This is a genomic window from Agrobacterium sp. P15N1-A (genome assembly GCF_044626815.1).
GTDB lineage: Bacteria > Pseudomonadota > Alphaproteobacteria > Rhizobiales > Rhizobiaceae > Agrobacterium > Agrobacterium leguminum.
Window position 1 is genome coordinate 229,075 of sequence record NZ_JBIUPF010000007.1, and the last position, 20,783, is coordinate 249,857.

A 20,783-nucleotide genomic window follows, 5' to 3' on the forward strand; every position below is an offset into this window, starting at 1 on the left:
CCCGAATGCCCCGCCAAACTTGACGCCCCGGTCGTTTCATGGTGAAGGTCAGCGCAAATTTTTCCCCTCGATACCCGGAATTCTAAACAATGGCCATCGAACGTTACAATCCTCGCGACGCCGAGCCGCGCTGGCAGCAGAAATGGAACGAAGACAAGGTTTTCGTGACCGACAACAGCGATCCGCGCGAGAAATATTACGTTCTGGAGATGTTTCCCTATCCGTCGGGACGCATCCACATGGGCCACGTTCGCAACTATGCTATGGGCGACGTGGTCGCCCGCTACAAGCGCGCCCGCGGTTTCAACGTCCTGCACCCGATGGGCTGGGACGCCTTCGGCATGCCTGCCGAAAACGCCGCCATGCAGAACAAGGTTCACCCGAAGGACTGGACCTACCAGAACATCGCCACCATGCGCGGTCAGCTGAAATCCATGGGCCTGTCGCTGGACTGGACCCGCGAATTCGCCACCTGCGACGTGGAATATTACCACCGCCAGCAGGCGCTGTTCGTCGATTTCATGGAAAAGGGTCTGGTTTATCGCAAGCAGTCCAAGGTCAACTGGGACCCGGTCGACCATACGGTTCTGGCCAATGAGCAGGTGATCGACGGTCGCGGCTGGCGCTCCGGCGCGCTGGTCGAGCAGCGCGAGTTGACGCAATGGTTCTTCCGCATCACCGATTTCAGCCAGGACCTGCTGGACGAGCTGGATACGCTCGACCAATGGCCGGAAAAAGTGCGCCTGATGCAGAAGAACTGGATCGGCCGCTCCGAAGGCCTGTCACTGCGTTGGCAGACGGTTGCCGGGACAGTGCCGGAAGGTTTCTCCGACATCACCGTCTATACGACGCGACCGGACACGCTGTTCGGCGCATCCTTCCTGGCAATCGCCGCCGACCATCCGCTGGCGAGAGAACTGTCCGCGAACAATCCGGCGATTGCCGAGTTCTGCGACGAATGCCGCCGCCATGGCACCTCGCTCGCAGCGCTCGAAACGGCTGAAAAGAAGGGCATCGATACCGGCGTCAAGGTCGTGCACCCGCTGGATCCCAGCTGGGAACTGCCGGTCTATGTCGCCAATTTCGTGCTGATGGACTATGGCACAGGCGCGATCTTCGGCTGCCCGTCGGGTGACCAGCGCGATCTGGATTTCGCCCGTAAATATGACCTGCCCGTCGTGGCCGTCGTCGCCCCTGAGGGCCCCGATGCTGCAAACTTCACCATCGATGATACCGCCTTCACCGATGACGGCGTAATGATCAATTCCGGCTTCCTGAACGGCATGAAGACGGCTGACGCCTTTGAGGCAATGGCGCAGAAACTTTCTGCGCAGACGCTGGGCAACACGCCGCAGGCCGAGCGCAAGGTCAATTTCCGCCTGCGCGACTGGGGCATTTCCCGCCAGCGTTATTGGGGTTGCCCGATCCCGGTCATCCATTGCGAAGTCTGCGGTGTGGTGCCGGTTCCGAAAAAGGACCTGCCGGTCAAGCTGCCGGACGACGTGACTTTCGATGTGCCCGGCAACCCGCTGGACCGGCACCCCACCTGGCGTCATGTCTCCTGCCCGCAATGCGGCCATGACGCGCGCCGTGAAACCGACACGATGGATACTTTCGTCGATTCCAGCTGGTATTACACCCGCTTCACCGCGCCGTGGGAAGACGCACCGACCGATCCAAAGGTCGCCAATCACTGGCTGCCGGTTGACCAGTATATCGGCGGCATCGAGCACGCAATCCTGCATCTGCTCTATTCGCGCTTCTTCACCCGCGCCATGCGCGAGACAGGCCATGTCGGCGTCAAGGAACCCTTCAAGGGTCTGTTCACGCAGGGCATGGTGGTGCACGAGACCTATAGCCGCGGCGAAGGCACCGCACGCGAATGGGTGCCGCCGGCCGAACTCAGGATCGAGGAAAACGACGGCACGCGCCGCGCCTTCCTGCTCTCTTCCGGCGAAGAGGTGAAGATCGGCTCCATCGAAAAGATGTCGAAGTCGAAGAAGAACGTGGTCGACCCCGACGATATCATCGCATCATACGGCGCCGATACCGCACGCTTCTTCGTGCTGTCGGACTCTCCACCCGATCGTGACGTCATCTGGTCCGAAGCCGGGGTGGAAGGCGCAAACCGATTCGTCCAGCGTGTCTGGCGCATCATCGGCGAAGCGGCGGAAGAGCTGAGAACCGTCCAGCCGAAGCCTGCGACCGAAGGCGAAGGGCTGGCGGCCTCCAAGGCGGCGCACAAGACGCTGAAGGCCGTTCAGGAAGATCTGGACAAGCTCGCCTTCAACAAGGCCATCGCCCGCATCTACGAACTGGTCAATGCGCTGGCCGGCCCGCTCGCCGATGTTGCTTCTGGCGGCAAGCCTGATGACGTCAAGGCGGCCGCGCGCGACGCCGTCGAAATCCTCATCCGCATCATTGCCCCCATGACGCCGCATCTGGCGGAAGAATGCTGGTCCGTACTGGGCAATACGGGACTCGTGGCCCAGACGCCATGGCCGGCCTTCGTCGCTTCGCTGGTCGAGGAAAACGATGTGGTCATGCCCGTGCAGGTCAACGGCAAGAAGCGTGGCGAATTGACAATCGCGCGCGATGCGGATCAAGATGCGGTCCGCACGGCCGCCCTTGCGCTGGATGCCGTCAAATCCATTCTTGCCGGTGGCGAGCCCAAGAAAGTCATCGTGGTTCCGCAGAGGATTGTGAACATTGTTGTCTGACGTTTTTTCAAGATGGAGCCGCGTCGCGGCAGCGATTTCCGTCGTGACGATGGCTGGTCTTCTGGCAGGCTGCCAGGTGCGCCCGCTCTATGGCGAGGCTTCCGGAACCAAGGAAAGACTGGCGGCCGTCAGCGTCTCCGAGACCGGCGGCAGAGTCGGGCAGGAAGTCCGCAATCAGTTGATCTTTCTGATGTCCGGCGGCGCTGGCGAACCGACCACGGCGCAATATAACGTCAAGGTTTCCGTAAGCTCGAGCGCCACGTCAACGGAAGTGCAGAATTACGACCTGACGACCCGCGCGAACAACAATTACGATGGCCCTTACCCTGGTCGTGTCGTGATGAGCGGTCAATATGTGCTGACGCGCGTTTCCGACGGTCAAATCCTGCGCTCTGCACGGCGTAGCGTGACGGCGCAGGTGGACCTGCCGCAGCAGGAATTCGCCAAGATCCGGGCAACTCGCGACGCCGAGAACCGTGCGGCCCGGGAACTGGCTGAAATCATCCGCACCGATATCGCCGCCACGCTCGGCCGCTGAGAGCGGCGGCCGTGACGGAGATAAAGTCCCATGAATTTGAGCGCTTCGCCGAAAATCCGGCGGAGCGCTTTCGCGTTTTCGTCCTTTACGGCCCGGATCGCGGTCTCGTGTCGGAACGCGCAGGCGTCATCGCCAAAAAGACCGGTATCGATCCCGATGACGCTTTCGCATCGCTGAAACTGACCGCATCCGATCTGCAGGGCGACCCGGGCCGTCTGCTCGACGAGGTGAATGCCATCGGCCTTTTCGGCGGTGAAAAACTCGTCTGGGTCAAAGGTGCTGCGGCCGAAAAGGCGCTGGTGGATGCGCTGCAGATTCTTGCCGAGACACCGCCTGAAGCGAGCTTCCTCATCATCGAAGCCGGCGACATCAAGAAGGGTACGGGGCTGCGCAAGATCGCAGAACCGGCGCGCTCCATCGCCGCGATTCCCTGTTATGCCGACGATGCGCGCTCATTGAACGCATTGATCGATCAGGAACTCTCCGCCGATAATCTGCGCATTGCGCCAGCCGCAAGACAGAGGCTAATCGAATCCCTGGGTGGTGACCGCATCGCCTCCCGCAACGAAATCCGCAAGCTGGCGCTCTATTGCCGTGGAGCCGACGTGGTCGAGGAAGACGATGTGCTGGCGATCATCGGTGACGCCAGCACGGTTTCCGCAGACGATGCCGTCGACGCCATTCTGAAAGGCGACAGAAACGCCTTTTTTCACGCGACGCAGAAGATCGTCTCTTCGAAGACCCCGATCTTTCTTGTGCTCCAGGGGTGCCTCAAGCAATTCCAGTTGCTCGACCAGATGCGGGCCGAAATGGATGAGAAAAAACTGCAGGCCGGTCAGGTCATGCAGACACTTGGACGCCACATCCATTTCCGCAGAAAACCCATCATCGAAAGAGCGCTGCGAACCTGGCAGCCAGCGGCGATCGCCCGCGAGATGAACCGTCTGCAGGCCGCCATCCTGCAAAGCCGTCAGCGGCAAAGCCTGGAGGAAAGCGTGGCCCTTCTGACATTGCTGTCGACCACGCTGCAATCCGGCCGCGGTGGATGAGGCCCAGAAAAAAGCCCTCGCGCTGCTGCTGCGAGGGCTTTTTAAATCATGGTTTCGCGGTCAGGCCGTAAAAACTCAGTCGCCCTGTCCTGGCTCGGCGGAGAAATAGAGTTCGAGCTTGCCTTCGACACCGTCCATTTCCTTGGCTTCCGGCATCGGGTCGCGCTTGATCGTGATATTAGGCCAGATTGCCGCATATTCGGCATTGAGCTTCAGCCATTTGTCGAGACCCGGCTCCGTATCGGGCTTGATGGCTTCGGCGGGACATTCCGGTTCGCACACACCGCAATCGATGCATTCATCGGGATTGATCGCGAGGAAATTTTCGCCCTCGTAAAAGCAGTCGACGGGGCAGACCTCAACGCAATCGGTATATTTGCAGCGGATGCAATTGTCGGTCACGACATATGTCATGATGAACTCCAGAATATGCAGGCCGGGTCTGTGGGCTTCGGAACACAAGCCGTCGCCCGGAATTCAGACAGGGCAATTTCGCAAGTGACGTAATGCCTTTGCTTACAGATAGCAAGGATAAACAATTCTGAAAAACGGGGGCGACCTAGAGGTTTATTCTAATCTTTGCTTCCGTCGCTGTCAGATAGAAACCTGTCGAGCGCCCTGCGCTCTTTTTTAGTGGGACGCCCGCTGCCCGGCTGACGCAATGCCTGCTCGAGAGGTGTCAGCCTGTCGGAAGGTTCCCGTGGCGGCGTCTCGTCATCATAGAGAAGTCGGGCTTCCTCATAGGGTCCACGCCGTGTTCCGCCGGACTTGACGACGAGCACCTTGTCCATCCGCTCGAAGCCGATCTCCAGCCTGTCGCCCGCCTTCACCACGTGGCTGGACTGGCGAATGGCAATACCGTTGACCTTGACGTGGCCCGACTGAATGTAGCTCTGGGCAAGCGAACGGGATTTGGCCATGCGGGCAAAGAACAGCCACTTGTCGAGACGCTGACGCGTGCTTTCCAGTGGCTGTTCGTTGCTTCCCATGGGCTTACTTCTTCAGCTGCTCCTTGAGAGCAGCCAGCTTTGCGAAAGGCGAATCCGGATCGAGCGGCTTTTCCTTGCGCGGCGGCTTGGCTTCGAAGCGCTGCTGACCCTGCGGCTTTCCGCCACGGTCATTGCGTTCCGGCCGGTCCTTGCGCTCCCCGCGATCATGACGATCATTGTTGCGGTTGTTGCCACGGTCCGGACGGCCGCCATCGCGCTTGCGCTCGCCGTCGCCACTGCGATTGGCAGCTTCGCGGTTTGCACCATCACGATTGTCGCGACGACCTTCGCCACGACGCTCGCCCTGTTCACGCGCTCCTTCACCACGGCCCTGACCGCGATTGCCGGGACGGCGGTTTTCGCCACGCTGATTTTCGTTGCGACCACCCGGACGCCACAGAAGAACGGGCTTGGGCTCGGCGGCCTCAGCGCTTTCCGGCGCGGGCTCGGCTGCGACAGCCTCTTCGCCTGCAGCCTCCGCAACCGGCGCCTCGACAGCTTCGCCTTCGACAGCAGCAGCCGTCTCGGACACCTGTTCTTCGGAAGCCGGCTCGTGTTCCTCGGTCTCGACGCTTTCCTCTTCAGCTGTCGCCGCTTCTGCGACAGCCGGAGCAGAGGCACCGGCGTGGCTGGCGAGGAAGGCCTGCGCCTCTTCCGCCGTCACCTGATCGGCGCGGTAACCGAGGCCCTTCAGAATTTCTTCCATGTCATCGAGCGTCGCGCCGAGAATGGAAAGCATGGCGGTCGTGGTCGTGAAACGGCGACCGTCATAGGCGCCTTCCGGGCGCGGCTGCTGACCGGGTTTCCACTGCAGCAGCGGGCGGATGAGATCGGCCAGACGCTCGAGAATGTCGATACGCACGGCGCGCTTTCCGAGGAAACGGAAACCGGCGAGCTTGTAGAACATGCGCTCGAAGCTGGCATCCGTGACGACCGAGGTACGGCCTGCGGCCAGCACCGGAATGAGATCGCCGTAACCCGGCTTGCCGAGACCGTCATTCTTCAAAGCCCAGAGCAGCGTTACAAGCTCCGCCGGGGCGGGCTTGAGAAGCGCAGGCAGGAAAACGTGATAGGCGCCGAAACGCACGCCGTAACGGCGCATCGAAGCGCGCGCGTCCTGATCGAGAGACTTCACGTCTTCGGCAACGTCGCGGCGGAACAGCACGCCAAGATTTTCCACGAGCTGGAACGCCAGACCCTTCGCCAGACCCTGAAGGTCTTCGGCGCGGGAAATATCGTCCAGCGGCTTCAGCACTGTCGCAATCTGATGATTGACGAAACGCTCGACGCGCGCCAGCGCGTGATCACGGGCATTGCCGTTCAGCTGCTCGTCGGCAAGCAGGATCACCCGTGGCTTCATGATGTTGTCGCCGGCCGAAAGGCGGGCAACCGGTTCGCCCAACCAGCGAACCAGACCATCGGAGCTCAAAGCGAGATCGCCATTTCCACTGGCATGCAGACGCGCGGCACGCGCCTCGAATTCGAGCGCGAGCGCCTTCTGCGCCGCAGCCTGCACGGCCTTCTGATCCGGCCCTTCCATTCCCGGCACCGGCGTGAACCGGAACCCGGCCAACTGGCCGACGTGATGGCCTTCTACGAAGACATCACCATTTACACTGATTTCAGCTTCAAGCATCGCATTCTCTCTCAGGCGCCTCATGAGCACAGATGTCCTGCGATCAACAAAGCGTTTCGTCAACCTTTCATGTAGCGCATCGGACAATCGATCCTCGATTTCCCGAGTCTTTTCTTGCCAGTGTGTCGGATCGGCAAGCCATCCTGGGCGGTTCGATACATAAGTCCATGTTCTGATCTGCGCAATCCTCGCAGACAAGGTATCGATCTCTCCATCCGTCCGGTCGGCGCGGCGCACCTGCTCGGCCATGAAATCCTCGTTCACCGCCCCGCGTTTGACGAGGTCGAAATAGAGGGTGGAGATCAGATCCGCATGCTGGGCAGGAGCAATACGGCGATAGTCGGGAAGCGCACACGCCTCCCAGAGTTTTTCCACCCGCGAATCGGTCGTCGTCACATCGATGATCTCGGGATAACGCGACAGATATTCCAGCGCCTGCTGGTCGATTGCCGGCAGGGCGCGCGAAAGTCCCTGGATCGCCGGCGCGGCATCGAGGCTCAGGCGCAGATTGGCGATGGAGGAAAAATCGAAATTTTTCGTCCGCCACTGCAGAACCTTCACCGCATCGAACTGATGGGTTTCGATCCGCTCCACCAGCTCGTCATCGAACGGATCGACACGCCCTGTCACGCCGAATGTGCCATCGCGAAGATGGCGCCCGGCGCGGCCGGCGATCTGGCCGATCTCGCCCGGATTGAGATTACGGAACTGATAGCCGTCGAATTTGCGGTCCTGCGCAAAGGCGACATGGTCGACATCGAGGTTGAGACCCATGCCAATGGCATCCGTCGCCACCAGATATTCGACGTCGCCGGATTGGTAGAGCCCTACCTGCGCATTGCGCGTGCGCGGCGAAAGCGCGCCCAGCACCACGGCAGCACCACCGCGCTGGCGGCGCACCAGCTCGGCGATGGCATAGACCTCATCGGCGGAAAAGGCGACGATCGCCGTGCGTTGCGGCAGGCGGGTGATCTTCTTCTGTCCCGCATAAAAAAGCTGCGACAGACGCGGGCGTTCCACAACGGTAATTCCCGGCAGCAGCTTTTCGAGGATCGGGCGCATCGTGCCGGCGCCAAGCAACAGCGTTTCCTCCCGCCCGCGCAGATGCAGCACCCGGTCGGTGAAGATATGCCCGCGTTCGAGATCGCCCGCCAGCTGCACCTCGTCGATCGCGACGAAGGCGGCCGTCGTCTCGCGCGGCATGGCTTCCACCGTGCAGACGGAATATTTGGCCTTGGGCGGTGCGATTTTTTCTTCGCCGGTAATCAGCGCCACATTCGGCGCACCCACCTTTTCAACGAGACGGGTATAGACCTCCCGCGCCAGAAGACGCAGCGGCAGGCCAATGACACCGCTGCCATGCGCGACCATCCGCTCGATCGCGTAATGGGTCTTGCCGGTATTGGTGGGGCCGAGAACGGCCGTGACACCGCGGCCGCTCAGGATCATGGGGCGAAAATTCAACGTACTATCCGCGAATCGACTTCATCTGCTTGCCGTGCACCCGCCATTGCCGATGGGGCCGCACGCACCACACATGGCAACGCCCGAAGACAAAGGCAATAGGCCTCACCCGCAAAGTGGCGCAGGGCGACCCGCCGACGGAATTTTCTTTTCAGATTCAGTCAGTTGAACAAACAAAAAGAATCCAGCGAAAATGAAATCGATTCGGTTGCGGAACAGTCTGCGAACGAATCGAATACGAATCGCTGACTCGACGGGATTCAGCTTTTGTTCTCCGCAATATCTGGTTGGCCAAGGCGCAGACCATACCAGATTATGAATCCGGATAAGTCCTTGGCCGGATTCGGCTTTACGGCAAAGCCTCCGGGCAGGAAATCCCGGAATCAGCTGTCAAGCGGCAATCCCGGAAAAGCCGATCCGAAACATGCACGAAGGGTCGGATCAGAGCGCCTCGCCGGCAAGCAGGCGCGGCGCATTCGCATCCGTCGTGCCGGCGGCCTGACCGATGAAATAGGATTTGAGACCCGGCAAACGATCCACGACACCGAGACCGAAATCACGCATGATACGAATGGGGCCAATATCGTTGGAGAAAAGCCGGTTCAGCACATCCGTCGTCACGCCCATCCGCAACGTGTCGAACCGCCGCCAGGACTGATAACGCTCCAGAACGTTGAGCGAACCGATATCGAGGCCGAGACGGTCGGCCTCGACCACGGTTTCGGCGAGAGCCGCCACGTCCTTGAAGCCAAGATTGAGGCCCTGCCCGGAAATCGGGTGAATGCCGTGCGCCGCATCACCCGCAAGCGCGAAACGCGGCGCGACGAAAGAGCGTGCCAGCGTCAGACCCAATGGGAAGGCGCGGCGAGAGCCGACCGGACGAAGAGGACCGAGCTTGTGACCGAACCGGCGCTCCAGTTCTTCCTCGAACACCAGATCGTCGGAGGCTACCAGCCTGTCGGCATCGGCCGTGCGTTCGGTCCAGACGAGCGAAGAGCGATTTCCCTTCAGCGGCAGGATCGCGAAGGGGCCCGATGGCAGGAAATGCTCCTCGGCGCAGCCCTCATGCGGCCGCTCATGCTCAACGGTCGTCACGATACCGGACTGATCGTAAGCCCAGTGCACGGTCTTGATACCGGCCATGTCCCTGAGCGCGGAGCGAACGCCGTCACAGGCAATCAGCAATCGCGCTTCGAGCGTCGACCCGTCGGAAAGGCGAATGGCCGTCGACTGTGGACCCGCGGTAAAATCGGAAACACTGAGACCGTGACGGATTTTTATGCCAAGGCGCTCGCACAGGCCTCGCAATGCGCCCACCAGAGCGACGTTCGGAACCATATGGGCAAACGGCCTGCCTTCTTCCACGGCGCCGTCGAAAGTCAGGAACACGGGACGCACCGGATCGGCGGTCTTCGAATCGGTGACGATCATCTTGTGTATCGGCTGGGCTTCCGGCTCGATCTCGTTCCATATGCCGAAAACATCGAGCATCCGGGTGGCTGCCGCAATAATGGCGGAAGCGCGAACGTCCTTCGCCCAGACATCCTCGGGAGAGGCCTCAACCACCTGCACATCAAGATGCCGGGCCGCCTGCTTGATTGCGACAGCAACGGAAAGACCGACATATCCGCCGCCTGCCACCACTATGTCCAGCATCGCGCTTCTCCTCAAATCTTGTGCACGCATCATCGGCGCACTATAGACCATGTGACGTCTTCCTACAGCCGGAGCAGGCCGAAAAAATGTCGCATCCCTCGCAAACGTCAGACCCGATGGCCAATCTCATCGCCACGCTCGATCTTGAGAAGCTGGAAGAGAACCTGTTCCGGGGCGAAAGCCCACAGATCGGCTGGCAGCGGGTTTTCGGAGGCCAGGTCATCGCGCAGGCCCTGATCGCCGCGCAGAGGACCGTGGATGAAGACCGTTTCGTGCATTCGCTGCATGCCTATTTCATGCGCCCCGGCGATCCGCTGGTGCCTATCGTTTACCAGGTGGAACGCATCCGCGACGGCGCGAGCTTCTGCACACGCCGTGTGGTCGCCATCCAGCATGGCAAGGCCATTTTTTCCATGTCGGCCTCGTTTCAGATTTTCGAGGACGGTTTCGACCATCAGATTAAAATGCCTGACGTGACGCCGCCTGAAAAACTGATGAGCGAAGAGCAGATGCAGGCGGCCTTTCTTGCCAAGGCGCCCGCTTCTATCCGCAAATACTGGAGCAACAAGCGGCCGATAGAGATACGGCCGGTATCGCTGACCCACTATATCTCCAGGGAAAAACTCGAACCGCAGCAGGATATCTGGGTCCGCGCCGTCGGCGATGTGCCTGATGATCCGCGCCTGCAGTCGGCCATTCTCGCCTATCTCTCAGACATGACCCTGCTCGACACCTCGCTCTACGCCCATGGCACGACCATCTTCGATCCCTCGATTCAGGTGGCGAGCCTCGATCACGCCATGTGGTTCCACCGCCCTTGCCGGCTGGACGACTGGCTGCTCTACACACAGGACAGCCCCAGCGCTTCCGGCGCACGCGGTTTGACTCGTGGCAATATTTTCACCAGACAGGGTGAACTGGTCGCCTCCGTGGCGCAGGAGGGTTTGATCCGCAAAAGGGCAAATGATTAAATAGTGTGCTTTTTCTGAAAATCGCACATTTAATAGACGCAAATTTTGGCGACAAATGCCCCTTTTTCAGACGACCTTCATATAAGTTTTATATTTCAATACGTTAGATACACACTCAAAACTGGCACGCCCTTTGAATGTATGTCCGCAGTCGCTGTTACTGATCTGCCAGCGGCAGGAGAGTCGGCTCCGTGCCGAGGACAAAACAAAGGATGGGAAACCAGATGAAAATTGTGATGGCCATTATCAAGCCGTTCAAGCTGGATGAGGTGCGCGAAGCGCTCACCGGCGTCGGCATCCAGGGCCTGACCGTGACCGAGGTAAAGGGTTACGGACGCCAGAAGGGGCATACCGAGATTTATCGCGGCACGGAATATGCGGTGAGCTTCCTTCCCAAGCTGAAGATCGAGATCGCAGTTCCATCCGACGTCGTCGACAAGGCTGTCGAAGCGATCGCGTCTGCGGCAAAGACCGGGCAGATCGGTGACGGCAAGATCTTCGTCTACTCTATCGAACAGGCCGTGCGCATCCGTACCGGCGAAACCAACACAGAAGCGCTTTGAAGCACGGCTGACAGGGGAGTTTTCTAGCTATGCAACTCAACAAGTTTTCAACGCTCGGCAAGCTGGGCGCCGCAGCGGCGGCCCTGATGGCTCCGGCCATCGCCTTTGCCCAGGACGCCGCGCCAGCAGCAGCCGCAGCGCCCGTTCCGGAAAAAGCCGACACCGCATTCATGTATGTCGCGACGATCCTCGTACTTTTCATGATCATTCCGGGCCTCGCCCTGTTTTACGGCGGTCTCGTCCGCACCAAGAACATGCTCTCCGTTCTCATGCAGTGCACGGTCATCGGCGCAGTCATGATGCTCGTCTGGGTCATCTACGGTTACTCCTTCGCCTTTGGCGGCGGCACCGGCCCTTATTTCGGCGGTTTCGGCAAGCTGTTCCTGTCGGGCGTTTCGCTTGACAGCACCTCGGCAACCTTCTCTGAGGGCGTCGTGATCTACGAATATACCTTCATAGCCTTCCAGATGACCTTCGCGGCCATCACACCGGCGCTGATCATCGGCGCATTCGCAGAACGCGTCAAATTCTCCGCCGTCATCCTCTTCACCATCCTGTGGGCCACCTTCGTCTATTTCCCGATCGCTCACATGGTCTGGGATGCAAACGGCCTGATCTTCGGCATGGGCGCTCTCGACTTCGCCGGCGGCACGGTCGTTCACATCAATGCCGGTATCGCAGGCCTGATCGGTGCGATCATGGTCGGCAAGCGTACCGGCTTCGGCAAGGACATGATGGCCCCTCACTCGATGACGCTGACGCTGGTCGGTGCAGCCATGCTGTGGTTCGGCTGGTTCGGCTTCAACGCCGGTTCCAACCTCGAAGCATCGGGCGGTGCGGTTCTCGCAACCATGAACACCTTCCTCGCAACCGCAGCCGCCATCGTTTCCTGGTCGCTGGTTGAAAGCTTCACCCGCGGCAAGGCCTCCATGCTGGGCGCCGCTTCGGGCATGATCGCCGGTCTCGTCGCCGTCACGCCTGCCGCCGGCTCCGTCGGCCCGATGGGCGCCATCGTTCTCGGCCTCATCGTCTCGCCGATCTGCTACTTCTTCGTCTCCGTGGTGAAGAACAAGTTCGGCTATGACGACACTGCCGACGTCTTCGGCGTCCACGGCATTGGCGGCATCATCGGCGCTCTCGGCACCGGCATCTTCACCTCGCCGCTGCTTGGCGGCACGGGCAAGGAAGACTTCTCCATCGCCTCGCAGGTCTGGACGCAGTTCGTCGCCGTCGCCATCACCATCGTCTGGTGCGCCATCGTCTCCGCGATCCTCTACAAGATCGTCGACGTGATCGTTGGTCTGCGGGTTCCGGTCGAAGCCGAACGCGAAGGCCTCGACCTCGCAACCCACGGCGAAGCCGCTTACCACTCCTGATATCCGGGAAAAGGGGTTCTCCATCCCCTCTCCCAAAAGAAGGCCCGCTCCGGCGGGCCTTTTTCTTTGCCGTAAATCCGAAGCGCTTCAAAAAACCGCATGGTTAACACGACATTAACCAGCAAGCGGTTAGTTTTCCCTGTCAATCCGGGATCAGGTCTCCTGCCGGATCTTGCCGAAACCATAAAACGACGGGTTCAGGGACATGGGCAGAATGCATTCTCCGACATTCGATGGTCGTCACACGCGCTTCGTGTTGACGGCGTTTTTCGTGCGTCAGATCATGGCTCTCGCCGGTTTCGCTCTGCTGGCCACGATTGCACTGGGCATCGCCGCGCTCGCGACATGGAATGTCGCGGATCCGAGCCTCTCCTACGCGACAGGAAACCAGCCCACCAATCTTCTGGGCTACGGCGGTGCGATTTTCGCCGATATCGTGATGCAGTTCCTCGGGCTTTCCGCAATCATCTCGCTCCTGCCCGTCATCGCCTGGGCTATCGCGCTGATCGCCGGCCGCAAATTCCACCGCATACCCGTTCGCCTCGTGGCCTGGGTCGCAGGCGCCATCGTCTGCGCCGCCTCACTCGGCTGTTTTCCGGCCCCCGTGACATGGCCGCTGCCGAACGGCATCGGCGGCGTCATCGGTGACATGATCCTGCGTTTTCCCGCCCTTTTCATCGGCGCTTACCCCACCGGCACGATTGCCACGGTACTCGGTGTCATATTTGCCGCGCCTGCCGCATGGCTGATGCTGTTTGCCGCCGGTATCGTTGGCGGTCTGGATGATGAGCTGGAACGCGAAGAAGCCGCTCCCGTCGCCACCAGCAAAGCCCGCGCCGCCCGTGAGGCGGAAGAGGATGACGAAGACGACGGCGAGGGTTTCTTCGCCAATATGCTCGCCTTCGGCGCACTGGCGCATTACTGGTACATCACCCAGGCGCGCCTGCGCCGCCTGTTCGGCCTGAAGTCTAAATCCCTGCACGACGAATTCGAGCATCCTTACGACTTCAACGAATATGAATTCGGCACGCTGAACGAACCCTCGCGCCTCAAGACCGCGATTAACCGCCTCGACCAGCGCGCAGAGCCGTCTTTCGAAGAACGCGCCGCATCGCGTCGCCAGATGTCTCCTCCCTCCATCGCGCTAGATCATGACGAGGACATGGATTACGAACAACCCTTCGATGCGGATGGACGCCGGCTGCCGAACGGCATTCTCTCCGACGACGAGTCCGACCAGAAATTCACGGCCCGACAGGCGCCGGGACGCGGGCAGCCCAGAATAACCGCCCCTTCCGCGCGCCCGAAGCCCAGCGAGCGCGTGGCAAGGGAGGCGCAGGCCTCTTTCATCGCCGCAGACGGTTTCCAGCTGCCTACAGTCCATCTTCTGGCGGAGCCGAAGAATGTCGTTCGCGACAATATGCTGAGCGAGGAGGTGCTGGAACAGAACGCCCGCCTTCTGGAAGGCGTTCTCGAGGATTTCGGCGTCAAGGGCGAAATCATTCATGTCCGCCCCGGCCCGGTCGTCACGCTCTACGAACTGGAACCGGCACCCGGCATCAAATCCTCCCGCGTCATCGGCCTTGCCGATGACATCGCCCGCTCCATGAGCGCGATCGCCGCCCGTGTCGCCGTCGTTCCCGGCCGCAATGCCATCGGCATCGAACTGCCGAACCAGACGCGCGAAACCGTGTTCCTGCGGGAACTGATCGGCAGCCGCGATTTCGAAAACAGCAAGGCCAAACTCGCCATGGCGCTCGGCAAGACCATCGGCGGCGAACCCGTCATCGCCGATCTCGCCAAGATGCCGCATCTTCTCGTTGCCGGCACCACCGGCTCGGGCAAGTCGGTCGCAATCAACACCATGATCCTGTCGCTGCTTTACCGCATGTCGCCGGAACAGTGCCGCCTGATCATGATCGACCCGAAAATGCTCGAACTGTCGATCTATGACGGCATTCCGCATCTGCTCTCTCCCGTCGTTACCGATCCGAAAAAGGCCGTCGTCGCGCTGAAATGGACGGTGCGCGAGATGGAAGAGCGCTACAAGAAGATGTCGAAGATCGGCGTGCGCAATATCGACGGCTTCAACAGCCGCGTGCAGCAGGCGCTCGACAAGGGCGAAATCCTTACCCGCACGGTGCAGACCGGTTTCGACCGCCAGACCGGCGAGGCGATCTACGAGACGGAAGAATTCGATCTGAAGCCCCTGCCCTATATCGTCGTCATCATCGACGAGATGGCCGACCTGATGATGGTCGCCGGCAAGGACATCGAAGGCGCGGTGCAGCGCCTGGCGCAGATGGCGCGCGCCGCCGGCATCCATGTCATCATGGCGACGCAACGCCCCTCCGTCGACGTCATCACCGGCACGATCAAGGCAAACTTCCCGACCCGCATCTCCTTCCAGGTAACGTCGAAAATCGACAGCCGCACCATCCTCGGAGAGCAGGGCGCCGAACAGCTGCTCGGCATGGGTGACATGCTCTATATGGCAGGCGGCGGACGCATCCAGCGCGTGCACGGTCCTTTCGTCTCCGACAACGAGGTGGAAGAGATCGTCGCCTATCTGAAGACACAGGGCGCCCCGGAATATCTGGAAGCGATTACCGAGGAAGACGACGAGGAAGGCAATGGCGGCGGCCCGGCCGGCGCCGGCAGTTTCTCCGATTCCGAGGACCCTTACGATCAGGCCGTGGCCGTCGTGCTTCGCGATGGCAAAGCCTCCACCTCCTATGTGCAGCGGCGTCTCGGCATCGGCTATAACCGCGCCGCCTCGCTGATCGAGCGCATGGAGCAAGAGGGCATTATCGGCCCCGCGAACCACGCCGGAAAACGCGAAATACTCGTACCGACGGAAGCAGACATCATCGAGCGGTAACGTCCGCAACCAAGCGGGGCTGATAGACGTTATTCCATGCTTTCAACGTCATGAAGCCGCCGCCTTTTATGCGGACAATCGCTGCGATGAAGGAGAATAGAATGAACGACCTCACCACCGGCGAAACGGCCAACGCAAACACACCGCAAAACGGCGTGACGCGTCGTGGCGTGCTGACGGCATTTTCCATGGCTGCAATCATGGCCGGCCTGTCGCCGCTTGACGCCTTTGCCCAGGCGGCCGGCAATACGGCGACAGCACAGAAAATCGCCAACCACTTCTCGTCGGTCAAAACCATGATGGGGGAATTCGTCCAGTTCGGCCCGCGCGGGGAACAGACCGGCGGCAAATTCTACATCGAACGCCCCGGCAAACTCCGCTTCAATTACGAAGACCCCTCGCCCATGCGGGTCATTGCCGATGGCAAGAACGTCGTCATCGGCAATATGAAGCTCAAGACCTGGGATCTTTATCCGCTTTCCAAGACGCCGCTCAGCCTGCTTCTGTCCGACAAGATCGATCTCGGCAACCAGAAGGTTCGCAACGTCAAGGAAGAATCGGACCTGACCACCATCGTGCTGGGCGACAAAAGCGTCTTCGGCGATTCCACGATTACCCTGATGTTCGATCCGAAGACCTTCGATCTGAGGCAATGGACCACGACCGACGCCCAGAACAAGGACACGACCGTCATGATCTTCAACGTACAGACCGGCGTGAACCTCGATGAACGCGTCTTCAACATCAACTACGAGGAAGTCCGCAAAGGCGGCTGAGGCTTTAAGCCCCAAGGAGTTCTTCGAAAGGCGACCCTGCGGTCGCCTTTTTTATTTTACCGCTAAAATACATTCCCGTTTTCGTCGCGATGTTATAAGCCTGCGCCCCGGAAACATGTCCTGGGCCAAGCGGCTCGCGGCAGTAAAAGCGGAGCACATGCATGTCGTTTTCGATAACCACCTGGAACATCAACTCGGTCAGGCTCAGAATGCCGATCGTTGAGCAGTTTCTGGTACGTTACAAACCCGACATTCTCTGCCTGCAGGAAACGAAATGCCCGAATGGCGAGTTTCCGATGAAGCCGCTGAAGGCGCTCGGTTATGAGCATGTCATCATTCATGGCCAGAAGGGCTATCACGGCGTCGCCATCGCCTCCAAAATCCCGCTGACCGAAGACCACCGGCAGGATTATTGCGGCATTGGCGATGCGCGGCATATCTCGGCGATTTTCCAAGTGGGATCGCGCCGCGTGCGGCTGCATAATTTTTACGTGCCAGCAGGGGGCGACGAGCCGGATCGCTCGATCAATCCGAAATTCGGTCACAAGCTCGATTTCATCGAAGAAATGAAGGCCCTGCGCGCTGATGGTCTACCCGGCACGTCGTCCATTCTTGTCGGTGATCTTAACATCGCGCCGCTTGAAAATGACGTCTGGTCCCACAAACAGCTTCTGAAGATCGTCAGCCATACGCCCGTCGAAACCGAAGGCATGCTGGACATCATGAAGCAGGGCAACTGGCTCGATCTGATGCGCCTGAACGTGCCGGAGACGGAAAAGATCTATACCTGGTGGAGCTACCGCGCCAAGGACTGGGAAGCGGCTGATCGCGGTCGTCGCCTTGACCATATCTGGTCTTCGCAGGATCTCGGTTCCTCGCTCGAAAAAATCGACATATTGCGCGAGGCCCGCGGCTGGAACCGGCCATCCGACCATGTTCCCGTCACCGCCCATTTCCGGTTCTGAAACAGGCGGAATTGTCTGGCGTCAGACGAAGCGGTTCTGCAAACGGGCCGCGCCCGCCGCCAGCGACGCGATATTGTCGCGAATACGCGCCGACACGATATCGGCAACTTCCGGAAACTCCTCCACCAGCCGGTGGAAGAGGATACGCGTTATGCGGATGACTTCGGAGTCCTCCACTGCCACGGCAGTAAACTTCCGTTCGCAGAGCGTGAAAAGTGCGAGCTCCGAAAGCAGCGCCCCCTTGCCCGGCGTCGCCTGCAGCACGGGCTTGCCATCCCGCCCCGCCGTGAAAAGCTCGAAATGCCCAGCCGTCACCGCAAAAGCGCATTCGGCCGGTGAGTGCTCCCGAAACAACGTCTGTCCGGCCGATATACGGCGGCGCTCCGCACCGAAGGCGATAAGTCGCAGCTGGTCATCGCTGAACCCCGCAAATAACGGCACTTGCCCCAGCAGCATGATATCGTCCGTCAAGGCCATGTCGATCGTTACTCCGGAAAAACGCCTGCATCACTATAGCGGTTTTCCAATATCGGCCCTCAAAATACAAGCTGTTAGAACGCCGCGCGCCCTTTCGGACGCGTAGCGTGAGCTTTGGACACATGACAGGTGCAAAGAGGCACTTGCTCAGGGAACGATCTTGTATCCGCCGTTCTCGGTCACCAGAATTTCAGCGTTGGACGGATCGCGTTCGATCTTCTGGCGCAGACGATAGACATGCGTTTCCAGCGTGTGCGTTGTCACGCCGGAATTGTAACCCCAGACCTCCTCCAGCAGGACGTCGCGGGTAACGACGGTGCTGCCGGCGCGGTAGAGATAACGGATGATCGCCGCTTCCTTTTCCGTCAGCCGGATTTTCTTGCCGTCCTCCGTCGTCAACAGCTTCTGGCTGGGCTTGAACTGATAGGGACCGACGGTGAAAACCGCATCCTCGCTCTGCTCGTATTGACGCAGCTGCGCCCGGATACGCGCCAGAAGCACGGCGAAACGGAAGGGTTTCGTCACATAGTCGTTCGCCCCGGCTTCCAACCCAAGAATAGTATCGGAATCGGTATCATGCCCGGTCAGCATGATGATCGGCGCCTTGAAGCCGCCCTTGCGCAACAGCTTTACCGCCTCACGGCCGTCCATGTCCGGAAGGCCGACATCCATGATCAGAAGATCGACCTGGGCGGTCTTGGCGGTCTGCATCGCCTGCGCGGCATTGGCGCCGCTGAGCAGCGAGAATTCCTCATAGGGAGACAATTGCTCGGTCAGCGTCTCCCGAAGATCGTCGTCATCGTCCACCAGAAGGATAGTGCGAGCCGTCATTCGGATTCTCAGCCTTTCTTACTTTAGCGCATCGGCCCGAAAATCAGGCTCGATTTTCGAGAGACACGATGCGTAGTTTAAAAGAGTTAGAGCGTCCCTTATGCATCCCAAAAGACGCCCGGCGCTCTAATTATCAGCCAATTCAGCGGTTTGCCGATGAAAGGTCAACCCATTGCCATGATATAACGAAGTGCTATGACTTCACGTTAAATAACCTGCAAAGCAAAATCTCGTGAAAAACATGAGCACCCAGCCCGTAAGACAACGCAAACGCGCATCGACGCTCATGGTTCGGCCGGCCCCCTCGAAAATCAGCCGCGCCATCGTCCAGCTCGGGCATCTCACCTTTCCAGCCGCGATCGGACGCAATGGCCGCACTGCATTGAAACGTGAAGGAGACGGAAAATCTCCCATCTCCACCATCGGCCTGCTGCACGGGTTTTATCGCGGCGACCGCCTTCCCGGCATCGCCACGGCACTGCCGATGCAGCGAACACGCAAGTCCATGCTGTGGTGCGACGAGCCCCGTAGTCCCAATTACAACAGGCTGGTCAAGGCGCCCTTCGCCCCGAGCCATGAAGAAATGATGCGGAAAGACAGCCTCTATGACGTCTGCCTGGTGCTCGACTGGAATATCACCTCGAGAAGCCGCAACCGCGGCTCGGCAATCTTCATGCATCTGATCAGACCGGGATATGAGCCGACCGCGGGCTGCGTCGCCCTCCATCCCCGTGATATGCGGCGCGTTCTGCCGCATCTGCGCAAGGGCACGAAAATCCGCATCCTGTGAATTTCAGCCTGCAATCGGGCAACAAAAAACCCGCCATCAAGGCGGGTTTTTTTAGAGGGAAAAAGCCGGTTATTAAGCGGCTTCGTCCTGAGAATCGTCCTCTTCGACGGTCTTGCCGCGCTTGGGGCCCTTGGCAAGGTTCACTTCCACCAGGCGAACAGCCTCGGTTTCAGACATCTTGTTGACAGCGGCGATTTCGCGCGCCATGCGGTCGAGAGCAGCTTCATAAAGCTGACGCTCGGAATAGGACTGCTCCGGCTGATTTTCCGCACGGTAGAGATCGCGCACGACTTCCGCAATCGCGATGAGATCGCCGGAATTGATCTTCGCATCATATTCCTGCGCGCGGCGCGACCACATGGTACGCTTCACACGCGCCTTGCCCTGCACCACTTTCAGCGCCCGCTCGACAAAATCGCCTTCGGAAAGCTTGCGCATGCCGATGCTGACAGCTTTTGCGACGGGAACTTTAAGACGCATCTTGTCTTTTTCGAAATCAATGACAAAAAGCTCAAGCTTCATGCCGGCGACTTCTTGTTCCTCGATTGCAGAAATGGTACCGACACCATGAGCGGGATACACAATCGCTTCACCGGTCTTGAAACCGTGATGTGCTGGAGATTTCTTCTGCTGGGTCGTCATTCGTTCTAAAAACTCCCTGTTACATACCCGGGGATGCCGGGGTTGGGTCGGTCAGGCCCTGATGAGACGGGGGAACCGTCAGGTGACTCCGCACTGGTCCAGCCGTGCACGCAAAAACACACCTTCCCGTCTTGCGGGGTTCGATAACGTAAACGCTCGATATGTCACGGAAACCGCGTGCAAAAGAGGTGTTGCTTTCGTGGTGTTTTTGGGCACACAAATGCCACGCTGTGGATCAGTGTCGTTGGTGTACCACAAAAATAGGCGCAAATCAATAATTTGCTTCGACCGTGGCCGCAACATCACATGGCAGCCAAAGAACCGCCTAAAAATTAGCCGCAGAAATACTGTCAAAATGCTTCGTGACAGGCCCTCATGGCAAAAGGAGCAAAAAAATTTCACTTACCGACTGAAGAAACACGAAAGCCTCTTAAACTCTTCGTAATTCCACGCCAATAT

17 protein-coding genes are annotated in these 20,783 nt (G+C 59.6%); 10 read left to right on the forward strand and 7 right to left on the reverse strand.

The window, feature by feature from the left end:
- Nucleotides 1-89: 89 nt before the first annotated feature.
- From leuS to holA, 3 genes are read left to right on the forward strand one after another with little or no spacing between them, the layout of a single operon-like run.
- Nucleotides 90-2,720 (forward strand): leucine--tRNA ligase, encoded by a 2,631-nt coding sequence (gene leuS, locus ACIK7D_RS22190; RefSeq protein ID WP_400157366.1) that lies wholly within the window; start codon nt 90-92, stop codon nt 2,718-2,720.
- Nucleotides 2,713-3,258, forward strand: coding sequence for an LPS assembly lipoprotein LptE (lptE, locus tag ACIK7D_RS22195; RefSeq protein WP_233284713.1), 546 nt, complete (start codon nt 2,713-2,715; stop codon nt 3,256-3,258). The genes leuS and lptE overlap by 8 nt, the downstream gene beginning before the upstream one ends.
- 11 nt (nt 3,259-3,269) lie before the next feature.
- Nucleotides 3,270-4,307, forward strand: a complete 1,038-nt coding sequence (holA, locus tag ACIK7D_RS22200; protein WP_003520295.1) for a DNA polymerase III subunit delta — start codon at nt 3,270-3,272, stop codon at nt 4,305-4,307.
- A 75-nt stretch (nt 4,308-4,382) separates the two neighbouring features.
- Here the strand turns inward: holA and fdxA are convergent, their stop codons facing one another.
- The 4 genes from fdxA to ACIK7D_RS22220 all read right to left on the reverse strand — a co-directional run bounded on the left by fdxA (nt 4,383) and on the right by ACIK7D_RS22220 (nt 10,163).
- Nucleotides 4,383-4,721 (reverse strand): ferredoxin FdxA, encoded by a 339-nt coding sequence (gene fdxA, locus ACIK7D_RS22205; protein WP_003520294.1) that lies wholly within the window; start codon nt 4,719-4,721, stop codon nt 4,383-4,385.
- Between the two features lie 158 nt (nt 4,722-4,879).
- Nucleotides 4,880-5,296, reverse strand: a complete 417-nt coding sequence (locus ACIK7D_RS22210; protein ID WP_080815524.1) for an RNA-binding S4 domain-containing protein — start codon at nt 5,294-5,296, stop codon at nt 4,880-4,882.
- 4 nt (nt 5,297-5,300) lie between these two features.
- The gene (locus tag ACIK7D_RS22215; RefSeq protein ID WP_400157424.1) at nt 5,301-8,381 is read right to left on the reverse strand and encodes a helicase-related protein; all 3,081 of its coding nucleotides are present in this window, start codon (nt 8,379-8,381) and stop codon (nt 5,301-5,303) included.
- Between the two features lie 456 nt (nt 8,382-8,837).
- The gene (locus ACIK7D_RS22220; protein WP_400157425.1) at nt 8,838-10,163 is read right to left on the reverse strand and encodes a ubiquinone biosynthesis hydroxylase; all 1,326 of its coding nucleotides are present in this window, start codon (nt 10,161-10,163) and stop codon (nt 8,838-8,840) included.
- Between ACIK7D_RS22220 and tesB the strand changes: the two genes are divergently transcribed.
- The 6 genes from tesB (at nt 10,139) to ACIK7D_RS22250 (ending at nt 17,584) form a co-directional block, all read left to right on the forward strand.
- Nucleotides 10,139-11,023, forward strand: coding sequence for an acyl-CoA thioesterase II (gene tesB / locus ACIK7D_RS22225; RefSeq protein ID WP_080815520.1), 885 nt, complete (start codon nt 10,139-10,141; stop codon nt 11,021-11,023). The genes ACIK7D_RS22220 and tesB overlap by 25 nt on opposite strands.
- A 212-nt stretch (nt 11,024-11,235) precedes the next feature.
- Nucleotides 11,236-11,586, forward strand: a complete 351-nt coding sequence (locus ACIK7D_RS22230) for a P-II family nitrogen regulator (protein ID WP_004444057.1) — start codon at nt 11,236-11,238, stop codon at nt 11,584-11,586.
- A 29-nt stretch (nt 11,587-11,615) separates the two neighbouring features.
- On the forward strand, nt 11,616-12,962 hold the full coding sequence (locus ACIK7D_RS22235; protein WP_120947539.1) for an ammonium transporter: 1,347 nt from the start codon (nt 11,616-11,618) through the stop codon (nt 12,960-12,962).
- 214 nt (nt 12,963-13,176) lie between these two features.
- On the forward strand, nt 13,177-15,843 hold the full coding sequence (locus ACIK7D_RS22240) for a DNA translocase FtsK (RefSeq protein WP_400157367.1): 2,667 nt from the start codon (nt 13,177-13,179) through the stop codon (nt 15,841-15,843).
- Between the two features lie 50 nt (nt 15,844-15,893).
- Nucleotides 15,894-16,619, forward strand: coding sequence for an outer membrane lipoprotein carrier protein LolA (locus tag ACIK7D_RS22245; protein ID WP_052025744.1), 726 nt, complete (start codon nt 15,894-15,896; stop codon nt 16,617-16,619).
- Between the two features lie 161 nt (nt 16,620-16,780).
- Nucleotides 16,781-17,584, forward strand: coding sequence for an exodeoxyribonuclease III (locus ACIK7D_RS22250; RefSeq protein ID WP_174022207.1), 804 nt, complete (start codon nt 16,781-16,783; stop codon nt 17,582-17,584).
- 21 nt (nt 17,585-17,605) lie between these two features.
- On the opposite strand, the gene ACIK7D_RS22255 is transcribed toward ACIK7D_RS22250, so the two are convergent.
- Both ACIK7D_RS22255 and ACIK7D_RS22260 read right to left on the reverse strand, forming a co-directional pair.
- A complete protein-coding gene (locus ACIK7D_RS22255; protein WP_080815512.1) occupies nt 17,606-18,061 on the reverse strand; it encodes a cyclic nucleotide-binding domain-containing protein in 456 nt (151 codons plus the stop codon).
- Nucleotides 18,062-18,208: 147 nt separating this feature from the next.
- Nucleotides 18,209-18,892 (reverse strand): response regulator transcription factor, encoded by a 684-nt coding sequence (locus ACIK7D_RS22260; protein ID WP_003505216.1) that lies wholly within the window; start codon nt 18,890-18,892, stop codon nt 18,209-18,211.
- A gap of 286 nt (nt 18,893-19,178) precedes the next feature.
- On the opposite strand from ACIK7D_RS22260, the gene ACIK7D_RS22265 reads away from it, so the two are divergent.
- Entirely contained in the window at nt 19,179-19,682 is a 504-nt protein-coding gene (locus ACIK7D_RS22265) for a L,D-transpeptidase (RefSeq protein WP_135398096.1), read from the forward strand.
- A gap of 72 nt (nt 19,683-19,754) precedes the next feature.
- Here ACIK7D_RS22265 and ACIK7D_RS22270 read toward each other — a convergent pair whose 3' ends face one another.
- On the reverse strand, nt 19,755-20,324 hold the full coding sequence (locus ACIK7D_RS22270) for a CarD family transcriptional regulator (protein ID WP_003505223.1): 570 nt from the start codon (nt 20,322-20,324) through the stop codon (nt 19,755-19,757).
- Between the last annotated feature and the right edge of the window lie 459 nt (nt 20,325-20,783).